15 protein-coding genes are annotated in these 17,903 nt (G+C 48.9%); 12 read left to right on the plus strand and 3 right to left on the minus strand.

The window, feature by feature from the left end; translation table 11 throughout:
• Positions 1–6: 6 nt before the first annotated feature.
• Both JJB07_RS24175 and JJB07_RS04530 read right to left on the minus strand, forming a co-directional pair.
• On the minus strand, positions 7–129 hold the full coding sequence (locus JJB07_RS24175) for a hypothetical protein (protein WP_283809044.1): 123 nt from the start codon (positions 127–129) through the stop codon (positions 7–9).
• The gene (locus JJB07_RS04530) at positions 129–1,316 is read right to left on the minus strand and encodes a hypothetical protein (protein WP_201631483.1); all 1,188 of its coding nucleotides are present in this window, start codon (positions 1,314–1,316) and stop codon (positions 129–131) included. Before JJB07_RS04530 ends, JJB07_RS24175 begins: the two co-directional genes overlap by 1 nt.
• Before the next feature lie 255 nt (positions 1,317–1,571).
• Here JJB07_RS04530 and JJB07_RS04535 point away from each other — a divergent pair, with 255 nt between their 5' ends.
• The 9 genes from JJB07_RS04535 (at position 1,572) to JJB07_RS04575 (ending at position 13,349) form a co-directional block, all read left to right on the plus strand.
• Complete coding sequence (locus tag JJB07_RS04535) at positions 1,572–2,090, plus strand: hypothetical protein (protein WP_201631485.1); 519 nt, start codon at positions 1,572–1,574, stop codon at positions 2,088–2,090.
• A gap of 111 nt (positions 2,091–2,201) precedes the next feature.
• Entirely contained in the window at positions 2,202–2,432 is a 231-nt protein-coding gene (locus tag JJB07_RS04540; RefSeq protein WP_201631486.1) for a hypothetical protein, read from the plus strand.
• A 153-nt stretch (positions 2,433–2,585) separates the two neighbouring features.
• Complete coding sequence (locus JJB07_RS04545) at positions 2,586–4,445, plus strand: DEAD/DEAH box helicase (RefSeq protein ID WP_201631487.1); 1,860 nt, start codon at positions 2,586–2,588, stop codon at positions 4,443–4,445.
• Complete coding sequence (locus JJB07_RS04550) at positions 4,432–4,872, plus strand: hypothetical protein (RefSeq protein WP_201631488.1); 441 nt, start codon at positions 4,432–4,434, stop codon at positions 4,870–4,872. The genes JJB07_RS04545 and JJB07_RS04550 overlap by 14 nt, the downstream gene beginning before the upstream one ends.
• Before the next feature lie 106 nt (positions 4,873–4,978).
• Positions 4,979–5,290 (plus strand): nucleoside triphosphate pyrophosphohydrolase, encoded by a 312-nt coding sequence (locus JJB07_RS04555; protein ID WP_201631489.1) that lies wholly within the window; start codon positions 4,979–4,981, stop codon positions 5,288–5,290.
• A 13-nt stretch (positions 5,291–5,303) separates the two neighbouring features.
• Positions 5,304–7,469, plus strand: a complete 2,166-nt coding sequence (locus tag JJB07_RS04560) for an MrcB family domain-containing protein (protein WP_201631490.1) — start codon at positions 5,304–5,306, stop codon at positions 7,467–7,469.
• A complete protein-coding gene (locus JJB07_RS04565) occupies positions 7,441–9,900 on the plus strand; it encodes a restriction endonuclease-like protein (protein WP_201631491.1) in 2,460 nt (819 codons plus the stop codon). The genes JJB07_RS04560 and JJB07_RS04565 overlap by 29 nt, the downstream gene beginning before the upstream one ends.
• Positions 9,901–10,179: 279 nt before the next feature.
• The gene (locus JJB07_RS04570) at positions 10,180–11,823 is read left to right on the plus strand and encodes an ABC transporter substrate-binding protein (RefSeq protein ID WP_201631493.1); all 1,644 of its coding nucleotides are present in this window, start codon (positions 10,180–10,182) and stop codon (positions 11,821–11,823) included.
• Between the two features lie 191 nt (positions 11,824–12,014).
• Positions 12,015–13,349, plus strand: a complete 1,335-nt coding sequence (locus JJB07_RS04575) for a helix-turn-helix domain-containing protein (protein WP_201631495.1) — start codon at positions 12,015–12,017, stop codon at positions 13,347–13,349.
• Between the two features lie 265 nt (positions 13,350–13,614).
• Here JJB07_RS04575 and JJB07_RS04580 read toward each other — a convergent pair whose 3' ends face one another.
• Positions 13,615–14,469 carry a D-Ala-D-Ala carboxypeptidase family metallohydrolase gene (locus tag JJB07_RS04580; RefSeq protein ID WP_201631497.1) on the minus strand — a complete coding sequence of 285 codons (855 nt, stop codon included), beginning with the start codon at positions 14,467–14,469 and terminating at the stop codon, positions 13,615–13,617.
• Between the two features lie 281 nt (positions 14,470–14,750).
• Between JJB07_RS04580 and JJB07_RS04585 the strand changes: the two genes are divergently transcribed.
• The 3 genes from JJB07_RS04585 to JJB07_RS04595 are packed head-to-tail and all read left to right on the plus strand — an operon-like array spanning position 14,751 to position 17,879.
• Positions 14,751–15,785 (plus strand): tetratricopeptide repeat protein, encoded by a 1,035-nt coding sequence (locus JJB07_RS04585; protein ID WP_201631499.1) that lies wholly within the window; start codon positions 14,751–14,753, stop codon positions 15,783–15,785.
• Between the two features lie 38 nt (positions 15,786–15,823).
• The gene (locus JJB07_RS04590; protein WP_201631501.1) at positions 15,824–16,609 is read left to right on the plus strand and encodes a C39 family peptidase; all 786 of its coding nucleotides are present in this window, start codon (positions 15,824–15,826) and stop codon (positions 16,607–16,609) included.
• Positions 16,610–16,667: 58 nt separating this feature from the next.
• Positions 16,668–17,879 (plus strand): DEAD/DEAH box helicase, encoded by a 1,212-nt coding sequence (locus tag JJB07_RS04595; RefSeq protein ID WP_201631503.1) that lies wholly within the window; start codon positions 16,668–16,670, stop codon positions 17,877–17,879.
• The last annotated feature ends 24 nt before the right edge of the window (positions 17,880–17,903 follow it).

The raw sequence follows: 17,903 nt of genomic DNA on the forward strand, positions 1-17,903 counted from the left end.
GGGGTGTTATTTGTATGCTGAGATGTGTAACGGATCTACCGGAATTGTTTCTGCCGTCTTGTTGATAGTAGCAGTTCCGAGAACAACTAAAGCCATAATCATAAGCCCAACCAAGAAAGACTTCTTCATTAGAACCCCTCCTCTTCAAAAAAATCAGCTTTCGAATTTGAAAAGATACGTGCTCTTTCATAGTACATCAGAGCGGTTTCAGCGTCACCTTTCTTGGTGTAAAAGTCGACCAAACACTTACAAGCGAAATAACGTACCTGTAAACTTCGGTTCGAATCGTTACTTATGCGCTCTGCATAGGAGGGATCATCTTTTATCTTGGTATACAAAATTTGCAGTTTCCCATGAAGATCGGGATACTCACTTGCAAGGGAATCGTACTGTTCAATAACTTGAGCCGCTTTTTCGTATTCTCGTAATTTCACCAAGACCTTTACATACTCTTTGACCGCGAAAACTAATGTATGGTCATAGTTTTTGGCTAAACTAATAGCGGAATTAAGAGAGACCGCTGCCTCTTCATAATTTGCAAGAATGTAATCGCAGTGAGCTAGGTTGATAAAGGCTTTGCCAATCCGACCCAAATCATTCGCTCGTTTGTAGTGACCGAGTGATTGAACAGCATGAGTCTTGGCAAGTTCAAATTTCCGACGTTCCAAACACAGTTTCATTCTCGTGTATGAGGCGAGCCCTAAAGCATTTGGGTTATCTGGAAATGACCGATCTACTAGGTCTAAGATTTCTTCGGCATGACTGTACTCATTACGAATGGTGTATGTCAGCATTAGATTCGCCGTAATGAGATGCAGTAAGTCTTTCTCATGATATTGCTCATACAAGGCTTTCGCAAAATCCAACGCCCGTAACCAAGTTGCGTGAGCATCATCATACTGCTGCTGAAAAAACTGAACACGACCGAGATTGTTTAGACTAACAGCTCGTTCCGTTGCACCCAATGCTACGTTTACCAAACGAGTGGCAAGATCGTATGCCCGGATCAACATAGGCTTCGTTCTCTTATTGGCTCCGAGGATCGTCGTTAAATCCTGAACTAGGTCAACAGTATCCGTCTGTGTCAAACGCTCTACCGTGATGCCTAATCCCTGAACGATTTTCTGTGTCATCGCAGGAGAGATCGCACGCTCACCGGTCAGCATGATTCTCAAATATTCACGACTAATACCTAGCCGTTGTGAAAAACCACGGATGGTGTAGGCATCCCCTTTTTCGTGCATGAGTTCAGTGATCCGTCTTGGTAAAGTTACTTTCCCAATCTCTGAGGATTGAGTCACTTCTATTGTTGACATGAGCGGTAATCCTCCGTTATAAGAGGTATATATACTTTGTTGATAAACCATGTGTAACAACAATTCGTCTATAGATTATATCATTTGTTTCTTGATTGGAGTACATACTTTTGGTGATTACAATTAAAATGAAATGATAATTGTCGAATTGTAATGCGTTGATGTTTCATTGACGACCAATTTTGTGTGGTATATTGAAATCGTAATACTTAGAAATATGGGAATGATAAAATTTGTGTTAAAGGAGAGAGAGTCATGATGAATTATTTTGCTACTTGTGCATTGGGGCTTGGATTAATTCTTATGTGCTTTTTAAGGATATCCAGTAGTATTTCAATCAATGGATCCTATATTGTGTGTGCTGCTTTGTCATCATTATTACTAACTTTTTCGGATTTTTTGCAGTTTTTTAATGATTTGGAAGAAAACAAACAAAAAAGAGAAAGGCTTGAGGTGTTCTCGGCTATTTGTATCATTTTTTCTGTATTGTCATTAACGGTTTTACCTTGGCTAAACTTTCTTAACGAGCATTCCGGTAATTTAACGATTTTAGGGGATGCAATTTCATTGGGGGCACTTGGCATTGTTGTCATCCTATCATCAATCAAAGATATTTATTCTCAAGGAGAAACTAAGAGGTCTGTCATTAAAGAGAGAGATGAATATAAGCAGGAGATGGAGAAGTATAAGAAACTCTACGAAGAGTCGGTTGGAAATCAGTCATTGGATGCTTTTAATGAAGCCGCTGTGACTAATGAGACAGTTAATGGCTGAGACTATTCAAGACGCTTTAGAAATCCAGTAAATATTTATTGATAAAAAATTGTATACTACTGAGTAGTAATCCTTCCTTGTTGGAGTATTTGGTTGAAGGGAGGTGTACTTATGCGAGTTAGATTGGTTATTGACACAGTAAGAGATGGGGAAGTGAAAATTGACAGTGACCCCAATGGTATGGCATTAAAAATGACTGACGATGAAATACAAGCGTTAAGGGGTTCGGAGGTTATTTACGTAAAAAACTATGGCGTGAAACTCAATACAAAATTTTTGAGAACTACCTATGATTTAGATACAAAGATACTAAGTATAGAATTAGCTGAGATTAGAGACTAGGCACCCTTCGGGGTGCTTTTTTAATGACATTTAGTAAAAGGTGACATAAAACAGGTAGAATATTTGAAGATGAAAATATAACCAAGATGGGAATATTGAGTAAATTTATGTAAAAGTGTATACTGTTGAGAAGAATGGTGATGAGGTGATGTTATGTATTTTAAAAATACGCCAGTTTTTATTGAGGGTAACAGCAAGTTAAGAAGCCCACAAATCGAGGCATATCTTAAGATTCAGTCTCATTTTGCAAAATCAAATGAGGAGGCATTAGTAGTTCTGCCGACTGGTACGGGGAAGAGTGGTTTGATTGCAATTGCCCCGTTCGGAATAAGTTCAGGGAGAGTATTGATCATAACTCCAGGCAAAGTTACGAGAAATAGCATTGCTAAAACTATGGAAATACTCGAAGATAACTTTTGGATTAATACAGAGGTCATCTTCGACATTGAAGATAATCCAGTACTGTTGATGTATGATAACGATGTATTGAACAGTGAACTGAGAGCTACAGATATAGTGTACACCAATGTACAAAAGCTGAATAAGTCTTACTCAAATTCTCTATTGAATCGTGTTGACAGAGATTTCTTTGATATGGTTATTGTTGATGAGGCTCATCACGCACCTGCAAATACTTGGCAAGAAGCCCTTACATACTTTAACAAAGCAAAAATTCTCCATGTAACGGGCACACCCTATCGAGGGGATGGAGTAAAAGTTCCCGGAAAAAGAATTCATGAAACAAAACTTTCGGAAGTAATGCAACAACGATATGTAAAATGGCTACGAAACAAAACACTGTCCTCAGGCAACATTTCCTTTATTATGGAAAACGGAACTATTCTTTCAATCCAAGAAGCCCGTAAATTAAGAGACGAAGAATGGGTTCAAAAATCAGTAGCTATGTCTGATGATTGTTCATTGGAAGTGATAAAGTATAGTATTCAGAAACTGAAAGAGTTAAAAGAGCTCTCGCCAAATGTACCTCATAAGATAATGGCAGCGGCATGTAATATTAAACATGCTAACAGGTTGTTTGAGTTGTACTCAACGGAGGGTGCAAAAGCAATCGTAATTCATAGCGATTTGCCAGATGAGGTTCAAGAAAAAAGATTTAAAGATATCGAGCTTCACAAATGCGATGTTGTAATAAATGTTGGCATGATGGGGGAAGGTTACGACCACAAATATCTTACTATTGCTGCCTTGTTTAGACCTTATAGAAGCTTAAATCAATTTGCTCAAATCATTGGTAGAGTATTAAGAGCTATTCCAAGCAATGAGATCACAAAGCATGAAATAGATAACAATGCACTTGTAATTTACCATAAGGAATTAGGGCTCGATGAGAAGTGGAAGTATTTTAAGGATGAAACTGAAATTGCGAGCAAGTATGAAAAAATACGAGAAATAGAAATAAGTGAGGATGAATATGAAGAGAGAAAGTCAATATATGGCACAGCTATTGTTGAGGGGACACTAATCGAGTATGATGATTCGTACAGCGATGCGATAAACTTCAACCATGAGTTTGAAAAAGCAAAACAATCACTGTCTGAAGAACTCGAGAAGAAGAAGACTGACTTATTAAATCTCGGTTGGGCAGAAGATGATATTGATGAAGCTTTATCGAAACTAGGAAGGAAGCGAAGTAAAGCAAAGTCTGAGGAGCTGTCCAGACTCTATAACGAGAAGAGGCCTTTAGAACGAAGAAGAAAAATAAGAGAACTTCTTAATGAAAAAATTAATCAAATATCGCTAGAACTTCTTGTTGAGTTTGATGTCGACCCTAAAGGAACGAATCTGTTCTCTAAGTTTGCACGGTCTTTGCCCCGACATATTAAACCTAGTACTAAGAATGATGGTGTATTAGTTATTTTCATAAACACCAAACTGAAAGCTCGTTTTTCAGGTCGTAATGAATTGGATGTTGATGAGTTGATTAAGGTGGAGGAATACCTTGAAGATAGCCTCCTCGGAGAACTAAGGAGGATATTAAATGGAACCCGTTAATATCATAAGAGATATAATTCAGGAACTTGTTCATTTACGGCTAGATAAAGGAGTTAGTCCTCAGGAGTTATCAAACAATATATTTGAAGAAGGATATCAAGAAGTCCGTATTCAGAAAATATTTGAGGAAATTCATTGCATCTTGACTTTCGTAGACAATGACATGTTTTCCGACAAAAGAATAAAAATTAAATACAAATACATCTATAACCAAAATCAATATCTCCAGCAGATTCTAAACATCTCCAATAAAAATGTATTGAGTATCTGGAACAGAGACGAGGAAGAAATGCGATTAATTAAGTTGATAGAAGATCAGTATTTGTTGATGGAGAAAACAAGTGACGAGTTAGGTGCCTTCTTGAGATCTTTACCAGAAGATTTACAGACATTACTCTCTTATTCAGAATGCAAAACAGGGTGCTAATAGCTACCCTGTTTTTTTCTTAGTCCCAAAAAACGTAACAATAGTAGATGCATAATAGAAAGTCATTTGTTATATTTAGGTGGAAATGACTAATAGAGGTGGAAATATGCCAACTTATAACAAACTAATCAGGGATCTTATCCCTGTTATTATTGAACAAACCGGTCGGACACCTAGCGGCCGAATTTTAGGGGAAGAGGAGTTCCAGCAGGAGCTTCGTATTAAGTTGCAAGAGGAAGTTCATGAATATTTAGAAGATCAGAACGTCGAGGAACTAGCCGATATCATGGAAGTCCTATTTGCTCTAGCGAAAGTACACGGAGCAAGCGAGGAGCAACTATTGCAAATTCGACAAAAAAAGCTCGAAGAGCGCGGGGGCTTTGAGAAGCGCATCTTTTTAGAGAACGTTACCGAGTAACAGGAGGTACGGAATGCCATTACCAATGCATCTGCGGGGAATCTATCGAAAGAAGCAAAAGTCGTACATGATGATACTCATGCTTGCGATGCTCGACGAGATCGAGTCAATGGAAAAGCGAGTTGTTTTGGCCTCCGATGTGAAAAGACGGTTCCACGACTACTTAATCAAAAGAGAGCAAACCAATCTAGTCATGGACCTTCCTCCAAAGGGCTTTAAAAGCTGGAAGGACGTACTTCCTGGCAACATGAACGACATCTTTAATCAACCTATAAACGCTCTCGCTGATGTCCTGATTTATGATAAGCCAGCAGGCACATTGGAAATTCGCCCCACGGTATTAGACAAATTTGACGAAGATTTTATTGCCGAACTTCGCGATTTCACGCAAGCTGAGTTGCAGGACTATTACGACAAACTAGCACAGAAACAGAACTCTCTCCGAAGAGAGTTTATCATGTTCATGGATCAATACCCGACAGCAAGAAATGAGCCGATACTTGATCATTCCTTAGCTGCGCATTTCCGACAAGGCATTCCAGCTCAATTGAGACAACTTCGATTCATGAGCGATCTTCTGAAAGTAAAATCCTCCGTTGGCTTTTCAGACCGTTGGGCAAGAATGCCTTGGATCGCGATCATGGACAAGCGCCTTACAGCAGACCCTCAATCGCATTACTACGTTTGCTATATTTTTTCAGAAGATATGGAACATCTCTACTTGTGCTTGAAACACAGTGACGAGCCTCTTAAAACGTCTGGCATTCAAGAATACCGAGAAGCAGTAGAGGGAATTCGTTCGAAACTCCCCGCACATTCGTTCAGTTCAAAAGACATTCGCGAGTGGGGCACAACCAAGAGTAGTTTAGACTATCTTTCTGGTGTCATCATCCACAAACGATATGACCGTACGGACATGCCTACTGATGAAGTTTTGGTAGATGATCTATACTCCATGATCAAGTTGTACATGGAAACCGTAACAAAGGAGTTGGGTGAAATGATTCCTTCTGATACATCTGTAGGTGAACTGGATCAGGTCGTAGCCCACATCCGCCACTACATCAACTCCCGTGGCTTCACCTACCCAGACCACCTCATCGAAAACTTCTACCTCTCCTTACGCACCAAACCCTTCGTCATCCTCGCGGGCATCTCCGGCACAGGGAAAACGAAACTGGTCAGCCTCTTTGCAGAAGCACTAGGAGCCAACTATACCCTAATCCCAGTCCGCCCAGATTGGAGCGACCCGACCGATCTCATCGGCTACAAGAACCTCCCAGGTGACTTCCAACCGGGCGAAGTCACGAAGGTTTTAGTAGAAGCCTCCAAGCCTGAGAATCAACAACGCTCGTACTTCATTTGCTTGGACGAAATGAACCTCGCCCGAGTCGAGCACTATTTCAGCGACTTCCTCAGCATTTTAGAAACCCGCGAACACGCCAAGTCAAACGGGAAGATCGTAACTCGCAACCTCCTCTCCACAGCCGGTATGACAGAAGAGGACGAGCAGACCTACCAAGACCTCCACATCCCGCAAAACGTATACTTCATCGGCACCGTCAACATGGACGAGACCACGCATCCGTTCAGCAAAAAAGTGTTAGACCGTGCCAACACCATTGAATTCAATTACGTGAAACTAGACAACTGGGAAACGGAAGAACAGGGCGAGCAATCAGAGGAACAGGCATCCGTAGAGCCTTTAGATGCACGGTCCCAAGTCTTAACTTCCGACTACCTCACACTGCAAGACGCACTACCAGACCACAAAGCCCTCATCCGTGAAACCACCAACGAACTCGTCACCATCAACGCCATCCTAGAAAAAATCCATGCCCACGTCGGCTTCCGAGTCCGCGACGAGGTCTGTTTCTACATGATCTACAACCAGCAAATCGGACTTCTCGAACGAAACATCGCGTTCGACCACCAACTCTGCCAAAAAATCCTGCCCCGTCTTCAAGGCAGCTCTCAGGGTGTAAAACGAGTCTTGCTCGAACTCTACAAGCACGCTACCAACCAACCCAACTTGCGCATCGCAGACTACGAACACGACGCATCCGATCTCTACGACAAAGTCCCAACCAACGCCCGCTATCAAATGACAGCAAACAAACTAGCCTACATGCTCCGGAGGTTTGATGAGGATGGATTCACCTCGTTCTGGCTCTCCTAATCGCAGTACCAGCGTGGAACTGCTCCGAGTAGAAACCGACCTGTTCGATCTCTATATAAAAGGAAAGCCATTCCACCCCACGGCGGAGGCTCTACAATTACACCGCGACGGGGACAATTGGGTTCCGGCAACTTTGCAAGTCTCAGCCTTAGACAAAACCCTGCAAACCATCCAAATCCAAGCCTTCTCTCCAGTCGAGCAGAAACTAACCGACTTCACGGATCACAACTACCCATGCTTCTACGAACACCAAAACTACGAAGTCGTAATCCAAGCCCACAACCCAGACCGCCCTTTACAGTTCCACCACGAAAACGCCCTGCTCCGAGACGCCGTGAAACCCATCGGGTCAGGCAAGGGCTTGCTCACCGGCATCCTCAACTTCAAAAACGAAGTCGGCTACACAGACTTCGAGATCCGTGAGCAGGGTCGTCCGTTGCTCCAAGTGCGCTTGGAAGTCTTTCCGTCCAAGATGGACTACAAAACCGACTACGAGAACATCCTGCACGATGTCAACGAGCAGGTGTACAACCTCGCTTTCGACTTCCTGCGCAGAACCTACACGATGACAGGCACGATGCAACCGTCACAGCCTCAAACCTTCACGGAGTTTTTCTCCATCTTGCGCGGGATTTTCGATCACCTCGTCCGCTCGGTGGAACGCATCCAGAACGCACCTCACCACCGTCTGCAACAGGAACGCCGTGAAGTCGTTGCGGACAAAGTCAAACGTGCGGGACGAGATAACCACCGCTATCTACAGAAGCGACCGCACCTGCTCGCCCACGACCCCGTTCACGGAATTCTGCCCATCGGGGGCACTCGCTACCAGCCGACGAAATTGCTTGAGACCAAACGGCAAATCAACTACGACACCGCCGAGAACCGTTTCGTCCGCTTTGCACTCTGTCGCATCCAAGCCAAACTCAAAGACATGCGCAAGCGGTTCACGGGCAACCAGAATCGCAGGAGAACCCGTTCCGACGCCGTCACATCCGATTGGCTCAGCATGATCGACCGCATGCAATCGCATCTCGACCGCCTGCTGCGTCTTGATTTTCTGCAAGGAGTAGGGGAGATGAAGCAAATGTCTCTCACCCTCGTCCTCCAGATGGCACCGGGCTATCGCGACGTTTACCGAGACTACCTTCTCTTGCATAAAGGTCTATCACTCCAAGGCGATCTCTTCCGCCTCTCGCTCAAGGACGTCGCCCAACTCTATGAATACTGGTGCTTCCTCAAACTGCACAGCCTGTTCAAAAAGCACTTCACCCTGCTCTCCCAAGACATCGTGCGCATCAAGCATGGCTCTCTGTTTGTCATGCTGGACAATACCAGCAAAGCGAAGTCCAAGTTCCTCGACCCGAAAACGGGGGAGGAGTTCACGTTGTTCTACAACAGGGCGTATCACGACGGCCCGACCTTGGGGCAGAAGCCTGACAACGTCCTGATGATCCACAAGCAGTCCTCCCGCCGTGAAAAAACGAAGCAGACGTACCAGTACGTCTTCGATGCCAAATACCGCATCAACCCCGCTTTTGAGGGCACGGAGTATAAAAACGTCTACCGCACACCCGGCCCCGAGGTAGACGACATCAACACCATGCACCGATACCGAGATGCCATCGTGCATGATACCCATCAGGACGGCACGTACGAGAGGCAGATGTTCGGCGCGTACGTCCTCTTCCCGTACCATGACGAAGACCAATTCCGTGAGCATCATTTCTACCAAAGCATCCGAAAAGTCAACGTCGGCGCGTTGCCTTTCCTGCCCGGATCGACGGAACTGGTCGAGACGTTTTTGCAAGAGCTCATTCAAGACTCGCCGGAAAAAGCGTTCGAGCGTTCCACGCAGTCGAAGGGGACACAGAGCTACTTCCAAGACAAGCTCTCAACCAAGAACGTCCTCATCGGTTCGCTTGGAGATGAGGAGCAATGGGACGTGAACCGTGAACACCGCTTCTACCACATGCCCTTGAAGAATCTCAAAAAGAAGTTGGACGCTCTGAGCAACTTACAGTGGATCGGCGTCTACTTCTCCAAAAAGTTCTACAAGGCAGAGGCTGGCATTCACTGGATCGGCCGCATCACCGAATGGAATGTCGTGAAACGCAGCGACATCACGGAACGGTCTTTCAAGCCGGGCAATGGGGAGGAACTCTACGTCCGCTTCGAGATCGAAGAGTGGGAGCAACTCCAACCACCGATTGAACCTTACGAAAAAGGAGTCCGTACCTGTCTTCTCACCACGGACTATCTGCTCAACCGTGCCACCAACCTCGGAGAACTCCGCATCGAATCGCCCGCTCACCTCCAAGACTGGCGGGAGTTGCGACGCCAAGGCAATTTAACCGTAAGCCTCGATCACTCATACGTAGACGAAGCCACTGAAGTCCTCCGAATCGAAGTCACAGAGCCTACGTCATAAGCACTTCCCGAAAAAAGAGACAGGCCCACACGGCCCTGTCTCTTTTTCTTTTTCACACCCGCCCTGAAACCGCTTACCTCCCTCCCTAAACCCCACCACCCACCCACTAAAAAACCACACACAAAACTCCCAACATTCCCAATCCCCCGAACATATTTACTTCTCTCCCACCCATTGTCCCCCATCAGAATTATTGCTATCATTCAACCCATCCGAATCTTACAACAACCGTCATAGCCTTGTAACATTCAACCAGACCTACTACCAGGAGGGATTTCGGTGAAACAACAAAACAAATGGCTCAGCATCGGTCTCGCAGTGACCATGCTTTCTACCGTCGCACTCGTCGGATGCGGCAGCGACGACTCTTCCGGCAACTCTTCTTCCGGTCTCTCGGCAGACCAGTCCCTGAACATCGCCCTCTCCGGCGAACCGTCTACGCTGGACAGCTCCAAGACCACAGACTCCAACTCCAACCTCATCATCGGCAACGTCGGGGAAGGCCTCACCCGAGTGGACAAGGACGGCAAAGCAGCCCCGGGCGTCGCCAAGTCGTGGGACATCTCCCAGGACGGCCTGACCTACACCTTCCACCTGCGCGATGACGCGAAATGGTCGGACGGCTCCGTCGTCACGGCGCAAGACTTCGAATACGCTTGGAAGCGCACCCTCGACCCGAAGACCGCGGCGCAGTACTCCTTCATGGTCGCGTGGATCAAGGGCGGCGCAGCATACAACTCCGGCAAGGGCACCGTCGACCAAGTCGCCGTCCATGCCAAGGATGACAAGACCCTCGAAGTCGTCCTCGAATCCCCGCGTCCGTACTTCCTGGCGCAAACGGCGTTCCCGACCTTCTTCCCGGAGAAAAAGGACTTCGTCGAAAAGCAAGGCGACAAATACGGCAGCGACGCAGACAAAACGCTGTACAACGGTCCGTTCAAAGTCGTCGAATGGAACCACGAGCAATCCGTAAAAGTCGAGAAAAACGAAAACTACTGGGACAACGCCAACGTCAAGCTCAACACCGCGACGTGGCAGATCGTCAAAGACTCGAACGCGGCGGAGAACCTCTTTGAAGCCGGCCAACTCGACCGCTTCACCATCGTCCGCGACCAAGTCGAGCGCTACAAGGACAAGCCGGAATACTCCGTCGTCCCGGAGCTGACCAACGCCTACATCCAGTTCAACCAAACCAACAAAGCGCTCGCCAACGTCAAGATCCGCCAAGCGCTCACCTACGCGATCGACAACAAGCAATACGTCGACGTCATCCTCGCCAACGGATCGCAACCGGCGCAGGGCTTCGTCCCGACCGGCGTCTCCAACGGCAACGGCGGCGACTTCCGCAAGGACAACGGCGACCTCGTCAAGCGTTCTGAAAACGCAGCCAAAGCCAAAGACCTGCTCGCAGAAGGTCTCAAGGAAGTCGGCCTGACGTCGTTCCCGGCGATGAAACTGCTCTCCGACGACAGCGACACCGCCAAGAAATCCTCCGAGTTCCTCAAGGAACAATGGCGCCAAAACCTCGGCCTCGACATCGAGATCCAGTCCGTGCCGTCGAAGCTCCGTTTCCAACTGCAACAAAAGCACGACTTCGACCTCGTCATGTCGCTGTGGGGCGCGGATTACAACGACCCGATGACCTTCCTCGACATGTACACCTCCGACTCTCCGTTCAACGACGTCTCGTACAAGAACCCGAAGTACGACGAGTTGATCAAAAACGGCAACAACGAGCCGGACTCCAAGAAGCGCATGCAATACCTCTACGACGCAGAGAAGCTCCTGATCCAAGACATGGTCGAAGGTCCGGTCTACTTCCGCGCCACCCCGATGGTGCTCAAAGGCTACGTCAAAGGCTGGCAGAACAACGTCTCCGCCCCGATCTACGACCTCAAGCACGTCTACATCGAAGGCAAGTAGTAAGCAAAAAGAGAACCGGGCCGTCACGGCTCCGGTTCTTTTTTTTAGGTAAATCCCCCAACGCAGGAAATTCAATGTGAATCACACAAAAATATCAATTTAAATACTTCTGAAAATATATACAAATACGTTCATCATTGTTATAATAATTCCACAATTGCTGAAATTGAGTCATTTGAGGTGAAACGAACGTGGCAGTCGATCTAGATGTAGATGAGCGAAACCGCATCATCGGGGACAATCTTCGCAAGTACAGGCAGCTAAAAGGCCTGACACAGGACGAGTTGGCCGATGGGCTGTGCAGTGTCAGCCAATTGAGCAAGGTCGAGAACGGCAAGACCTATCTCAAGCGAACCATGCTCAAGCAGATGGCCGATCGCCTGGATGTCCCCCTCGAACGAATCGAATCAGCAGATGCCTTGCTCGAAGAACTGACGGAGCTGTTGCAGTTGGCGAAGGACTATTACACCGCTCGCAATGTGACCAAGTCCTTGGAGCATTTGGAGCAGGTTATCGAGAAGTGTGAGGAATTTGGCTATTCAAAGTTGCTGGTGGATGCTCTGCATGAGAAGTGCTACATTCTCTTGTTAGAGAAGAAGGCACACGGAGAGGTCATGAGATTGGTCGAGCAAGTCCTGGAGAGAAAACTCTACCAAACACCTTCTCAGAAAATGTTGATGTTGCTTGATATTGGACAAGCCTACGATATGTCAGGAGACCAACAGGCCGCTTTCGATTGTTATTTACGAGCAGATGAAGAATATGAGTTCATTGAAGCAGAGGGCGAGCACTCCAAACTGCGGTATGCAGTCTCACTGGGTTTGGCGAAGTATCATTGCATTATGGGGAACTACCGGGCGAGTATGCGTTATGCGGAGAAGGCAGAGCGTGTTGCCGTTCATACGAACACACACCTGTATCGAATTCGCAGCCACTACTTCAAAGCGATCCCCTTACGACGTATGGGCGAGACCCAGAAGGCGGAGCAAATCTATCTCGAAGCATTAAAGGAAACACATGACAACTCGTTACTGGTCGATGTCGCAATTATCTCCAACAACCTGGGGGAGATCTATCAAGAACGAGGTGAATTGGGACCTGCCTTGCAGTTTTACCAACGGTCCTATAACATGTTTAATTTGGTAGGTGCGGGTTTGCAACTCTTCCAACCCTTGCTTCATATGGCGGAATTGGCCTGCCAGAACGAAGACCATGGCAAAGCCCAGGAATTCATCCAAGAGATATTTACGATCTGCGATCAAGAGGAGGGCAGAGCATACCGGGAGCGAGCCAGTGGTTTACGATTGCTCGCACAGGTCAAACTTTCCCTTCAAGATACGAAGTCGTTCGAAGATCACATGTTGCAGGCGTTGAGAATCTACCAAGACCATAATGTCTGGGATGCGGCCTACGAGGTTGCTGTTGAGATGGCCGAACATTACTCCCAATTCGATTCTGCTCGGTCTGTTGAGTTGTTCAGACAGGCTGTGGAATATAACAAAACAGTAAAGTCGCTAAGGAGATGACAGCATGAAAAAGTGGGTAGTAGGTAGTCTGATGGTGGCAGTCCTATTGATGGGTGCTTCGATTGCGACCTTGCACACGAATCACGTAGCGGATCTGTACCCTCCGGTATATGGGATTGCATTTATCCGTTAATACTCAATGTTGCCTGTCACCCGCCGATCTCCTCGGCGGGTTTTTTATTTGCTGACAATCCTGTCCAAACTGGTAAGATAAAAAAAGAGCACGGCTCCGGGGGAGGGAGCCATGCTCGGGAACAAACAGATCTTAGTAGTTGGTGTAGTCGCGAACTTCGTTTCTCCAGTCACCGTGCCAGTGGCTGTAGCCGGCTTCTGCGAAGGATTCGATGTAGTCCGGACCTTCTGCGGAGAACAGCGAGTTGTAGTAGTTGTAGTCAGAGGTCGTCGTAGCCGGAACGTCTACTGCATCGCCCCACATGTGACGGGACAGAGATGCGCCGCCAACTGCTGCGTTGTGGTTCGGCGTACGGTAGCCGGAGTTGATCGACATCGCGGAACCTTTGCGGGTACGCGCGTTTTGAACGTGTTGGATCATCATCGGGTCAACAACGCCCGAGGTGATCGTGCTTTCCGCGATGAACTCACCCAATTGGAAGTTCGGAGCGACGTTTGCCGCTTTGGAGTTGGAATCCAACGTGATGAACCATACCGGCTTCTGGTAGTTCGAAGCCGAGGAGGTCGGGTAGGTGGAAGTCAGCGAGGAGTCGGTCTTCATGCGGATGACCGTACCGGTTTGGTACTTCGCTGCACCTACTTGGTTGGAGTACGCCAGCAGCGTGCCGGAGGAGTTGTACGCGTACACTTTGAAGTAGCGGTAGCCGACTGCGGTCGTCATTTGCTTGGACAGCGAGGTCCCGGTTGTGGTTGCCCAGTCAACATCGGCTTCGTCAACGTGCGGAGAGTTCGAAGTCTTGATGACGTACTTCGATGCGCCGGTTACTGCACCCCAGCTCATGTTGACCATGTAGTTGGTGGCGACAACGGTGTTGATGCTCGCCGAGATGGTTTGCGAAGCTGCGGAAGCTGCGTCAACGCCGACGAACGAGAATGCGGTTGCGGCGATGGTCAGGGCCAGTGCGCCTTTTGCAATGATAGCTTTCATTTTGAATTGCCTCCCTATTTTGTTTATCTGTGTGTTTGGTTATTAATGATCTGTACTTGTAGTATACTAGATTGGCAAAAAAAAGAAAGATGTTTTATAAATAATAGTCTTATAATCCTAAATAATAGTTTTCGACACGGGAACTTTTTATAATGAAAGAGGTGTTTACGATCAACAACCTACCAATGGACTATGTTCGACTGGAAACTCAGCAGGACTTACAGTTTTATGAGACTCCTCCGCTGCAAGCAGAAGGATGGGGGGAGGAGATTCGGGCTTTTTTGGAAAAACTACGGGAGGCTTCTGCGGAATTTCGCACGGTCGGGGGCTGGAAGGTCTCGACGGCAGACGTGCAGCGGGCGGCGGAGCGTCTGGTTGAGGTGGTACGCGAGGTGTTCGGAGCGCCGTTGTCGCTGGACGATGAGGACGGGACGCATTTCGATGCGTTTTTGAATTCGCATGTGATTGCGGAAGATCTGCGGGCGTTGTTTGACGGGGCTCGTGTGCGCGAAGGGTTGAAGGACGCGGAGTATGAGGGATTTGCCCGACGCATCGCCGCCAATTCGATTCCGGCGGAGGAATCTCTGTATTACTTCCTCGGGGCGTACTGGGGCGAATGGTTGGTTCGTCATCGCGGGGCGGTCTGGATGTTGCACGCGCCGCTCAGACCTCTGCAAGCGTTTCCGGACATGATCACGTCCAACGGCACCGTCTCCCTGCACCCTTTTTCTCAAGTCTTGAAAAAAATCGCCGACCCGATCGGCGACAATCTCGCCTACAAAGCCGGCGTGTTTCCGAATGAGTACATCCCGCCGTATCCGTTGATCGCGTCGATGGCAGATCATCGGGAAGCGACGCTTGCGCTGTTGCCAAGTGAAGTACGCGAGGCGCAGGGGGCGGTGAAGCAGGGGGACATGGAGGGAGCCCTGCAACTGTTGGAGCAAGCGGTGGAGCGCGAGCCGGGGAATTTGTTGCTGCTCCTGCAATTGCAGCAGACGGCGTGGCAAGCGCAAGAGTGGGAGTTGACGCACAAAGCGCTGACCTCGTTGCTCCGCCAGTATCCGCATGCGCGTTCGTATTACAATTTGGGCGTGTTCTACGCGCAGTTCGATTTGCTGGACGAAGCGGTGGAGTCGATGCGGCAGGCGATTTTGCTCAATCCGAAGTATGGACGAGCCAAAGTCACGATGGCGGCGTTGCTTGCCGAACAGGGGGAAGTGGACGTGGCACGGTCGATTTTGACACAGGTTTTGACCGAAGGATATGACTCGACTCTGCAAGAGGAAGCGCAGAGGTTGCTTTCGGAGTTACAATAGAGAGAGTAGGAGAAACACCGCGAGGGAGTGAGGATGCCATGCAAGACCAAATGACGAACGAAAAAAGACCCGGCCGATGGTCTTGGCTGGTCTTCTGCGTTCTTGTGACGGGCCTGTTGCAAGGGCTCTGGGATTCTCCGATCCACGCAAATCCTCAATCGTCCGCTGAGATTGAGACCGGGCAACCGGAGTCGGCCACGGCAGAAGCAACCGCTGCAGCGGCGCTTCCGGAACGGACTTTATTGAACGTACCCCTGATCTCCCAACTGCCGGAGTTGTATAATGGATGCGAAGTGACGAGTCTCGCGATGTTGGTCAATGTGGCCGGGCACCCGGTCGACAAGTTGGAACTCGCCCGCAACATTCGCAAAGACCCGGCACGAGAGCAGACGAATGCGCAAGGTCAGACCCTTGCGTGGGGCAACCCGAACACCGGCTTCGTCGGCGATGTGACCGGCGCGAGTCGAGGGTATTCGGTGAACCACGGTCCGATTGCCGAGTTGTTGAGCCGGTATCTGCCAAACCGCGTCGTCGATTTGACGGGGCACAGCTTTGATGAACTGCTCAATTCTGTGGCGGGAGGCAAGCCGGTGGTCGTGTGGACCACGGAGAATTTCGGTCCGACCGACGATTGGGTGACTTGGAAGTCCCCGAGTGGCGACGTGCGGGCGACGTTCAGCGAGCACTGCGTGTTGCTCGTCGGCTACGATGCCACCACCGTCACCGTCAACGACCCGCTCGACAACCGCCAAAAGCAAGTCAACCGCGAGAACTTCGTGCAATCCTGGGAGCAACTGGGCAAGCAAGCGGTGACGTATCAGTAAGGGAAAAAGAGGCAGAACCGCGCTGGCGGTCTCTGCCGCTACATAAAGGAGCTATTTCATGACGACGAATTCGTTTCAGTCTTACAACCTGCCGGACTACCAACAGCAAGCGCTGCAAAAAATCGGCATCGACATCCCGACGCCGGTGCAAGCAGAAGCGATCCCGCTGATTCAAGCGGGGCGCGATGTGGTGGCGCAGTCGCAAACAGGCTCGGGCAAGACGCTCGCGTTTTTGTTGCCGCAATTGCAGAGAATCGATACGGCGAAGCGGGATGTGCAAGTGCTGATCCTCGCTCCGACTCGGGAGCTGACGGTGCAATTGGAGTCGGCGATTCGCGAAGTGACGGAGGGTACGGAGATTCGTTCGCTGGCGTTGGTCGGCGGGGCGAACATCGACCGTCAGTTGGAGAAGTTGAAGGAGAAGCCGCACATCATCGTCGGCACGCCGGGGCGTATCCTCGAAATTCAGGGCCGCAAGAAGCTCAAAGTTCACGAGGTCAAGTCGATCACCGTCGATGAAGTGGACCAGATGTTGGAGCTTGGCAATATTGAGGACGTGAAAAAGATCATCGGCTCAACGCTGCGTGATCGCCAACTGCTGTTCTTCTCGGCGACGATGAGTTCGGAAGCGCGGGAGATCGCCAAGCGGTGGATGAACGATCCGGTGTACATCGAAGCGAAAAAAGGCGAGCACATGGGCCGCATCGACCACGTCTGGTTCGGGACGGCGAAGCAGGACAAGCCGGATACGTTGCGTCGTTTGGTGCGGGCGTATGATGTGAACCGGGCGATCGTGTTCGTGAATGAAGGAGACCGCGTGTGGTGGTTGGTGCGCGAGTTGAACGAGATGGGGTTGACCGCTGAGGGGATGCATGGCGATGCGGCGAAGATTCAGCGCGAGAAGGCGATGAATGGATTCCGCGACGGCAAGTTTCAGTTGCTCGTCACCACCGATCTCGGGGCGCGGGGGTTGGATGTGGAGGGTGTGACGCATGTGTTCCATTTCGATATGGCGACGGATGCGGAGCATTATGTGCATCGTGCGGGGAGAACGGGGCGCGGGACGAATTCCGGGCTGTCGGTGAACATCGTGGCTCCGGAGGAGAAATTCATCATGCGCAAGTTTGAGAATGCGCTGGGGATCAAGATCTTCTCCAAAGGCCTCGACCAAGGCAAGATCACCAACCGCCGCCCCGGTCAGAGACGACCCGCTCCCGCCCCGGCCGGCAAGAAAAACGGCAAGGTCAAAGTCAAATCCAAGAAAAAATAGGCCGTCGTAAAAGCGACGCTCGAA

It is taken from the genome of Tumebacillus amylolyticus (genome assembly GCF_016722965.1).
GTDB lineage: Bacteria > Bacillota > Bacilli > Tumebacillales > Tumebacillaceae > Tumebacillus > Tumebacillus amylolyticus.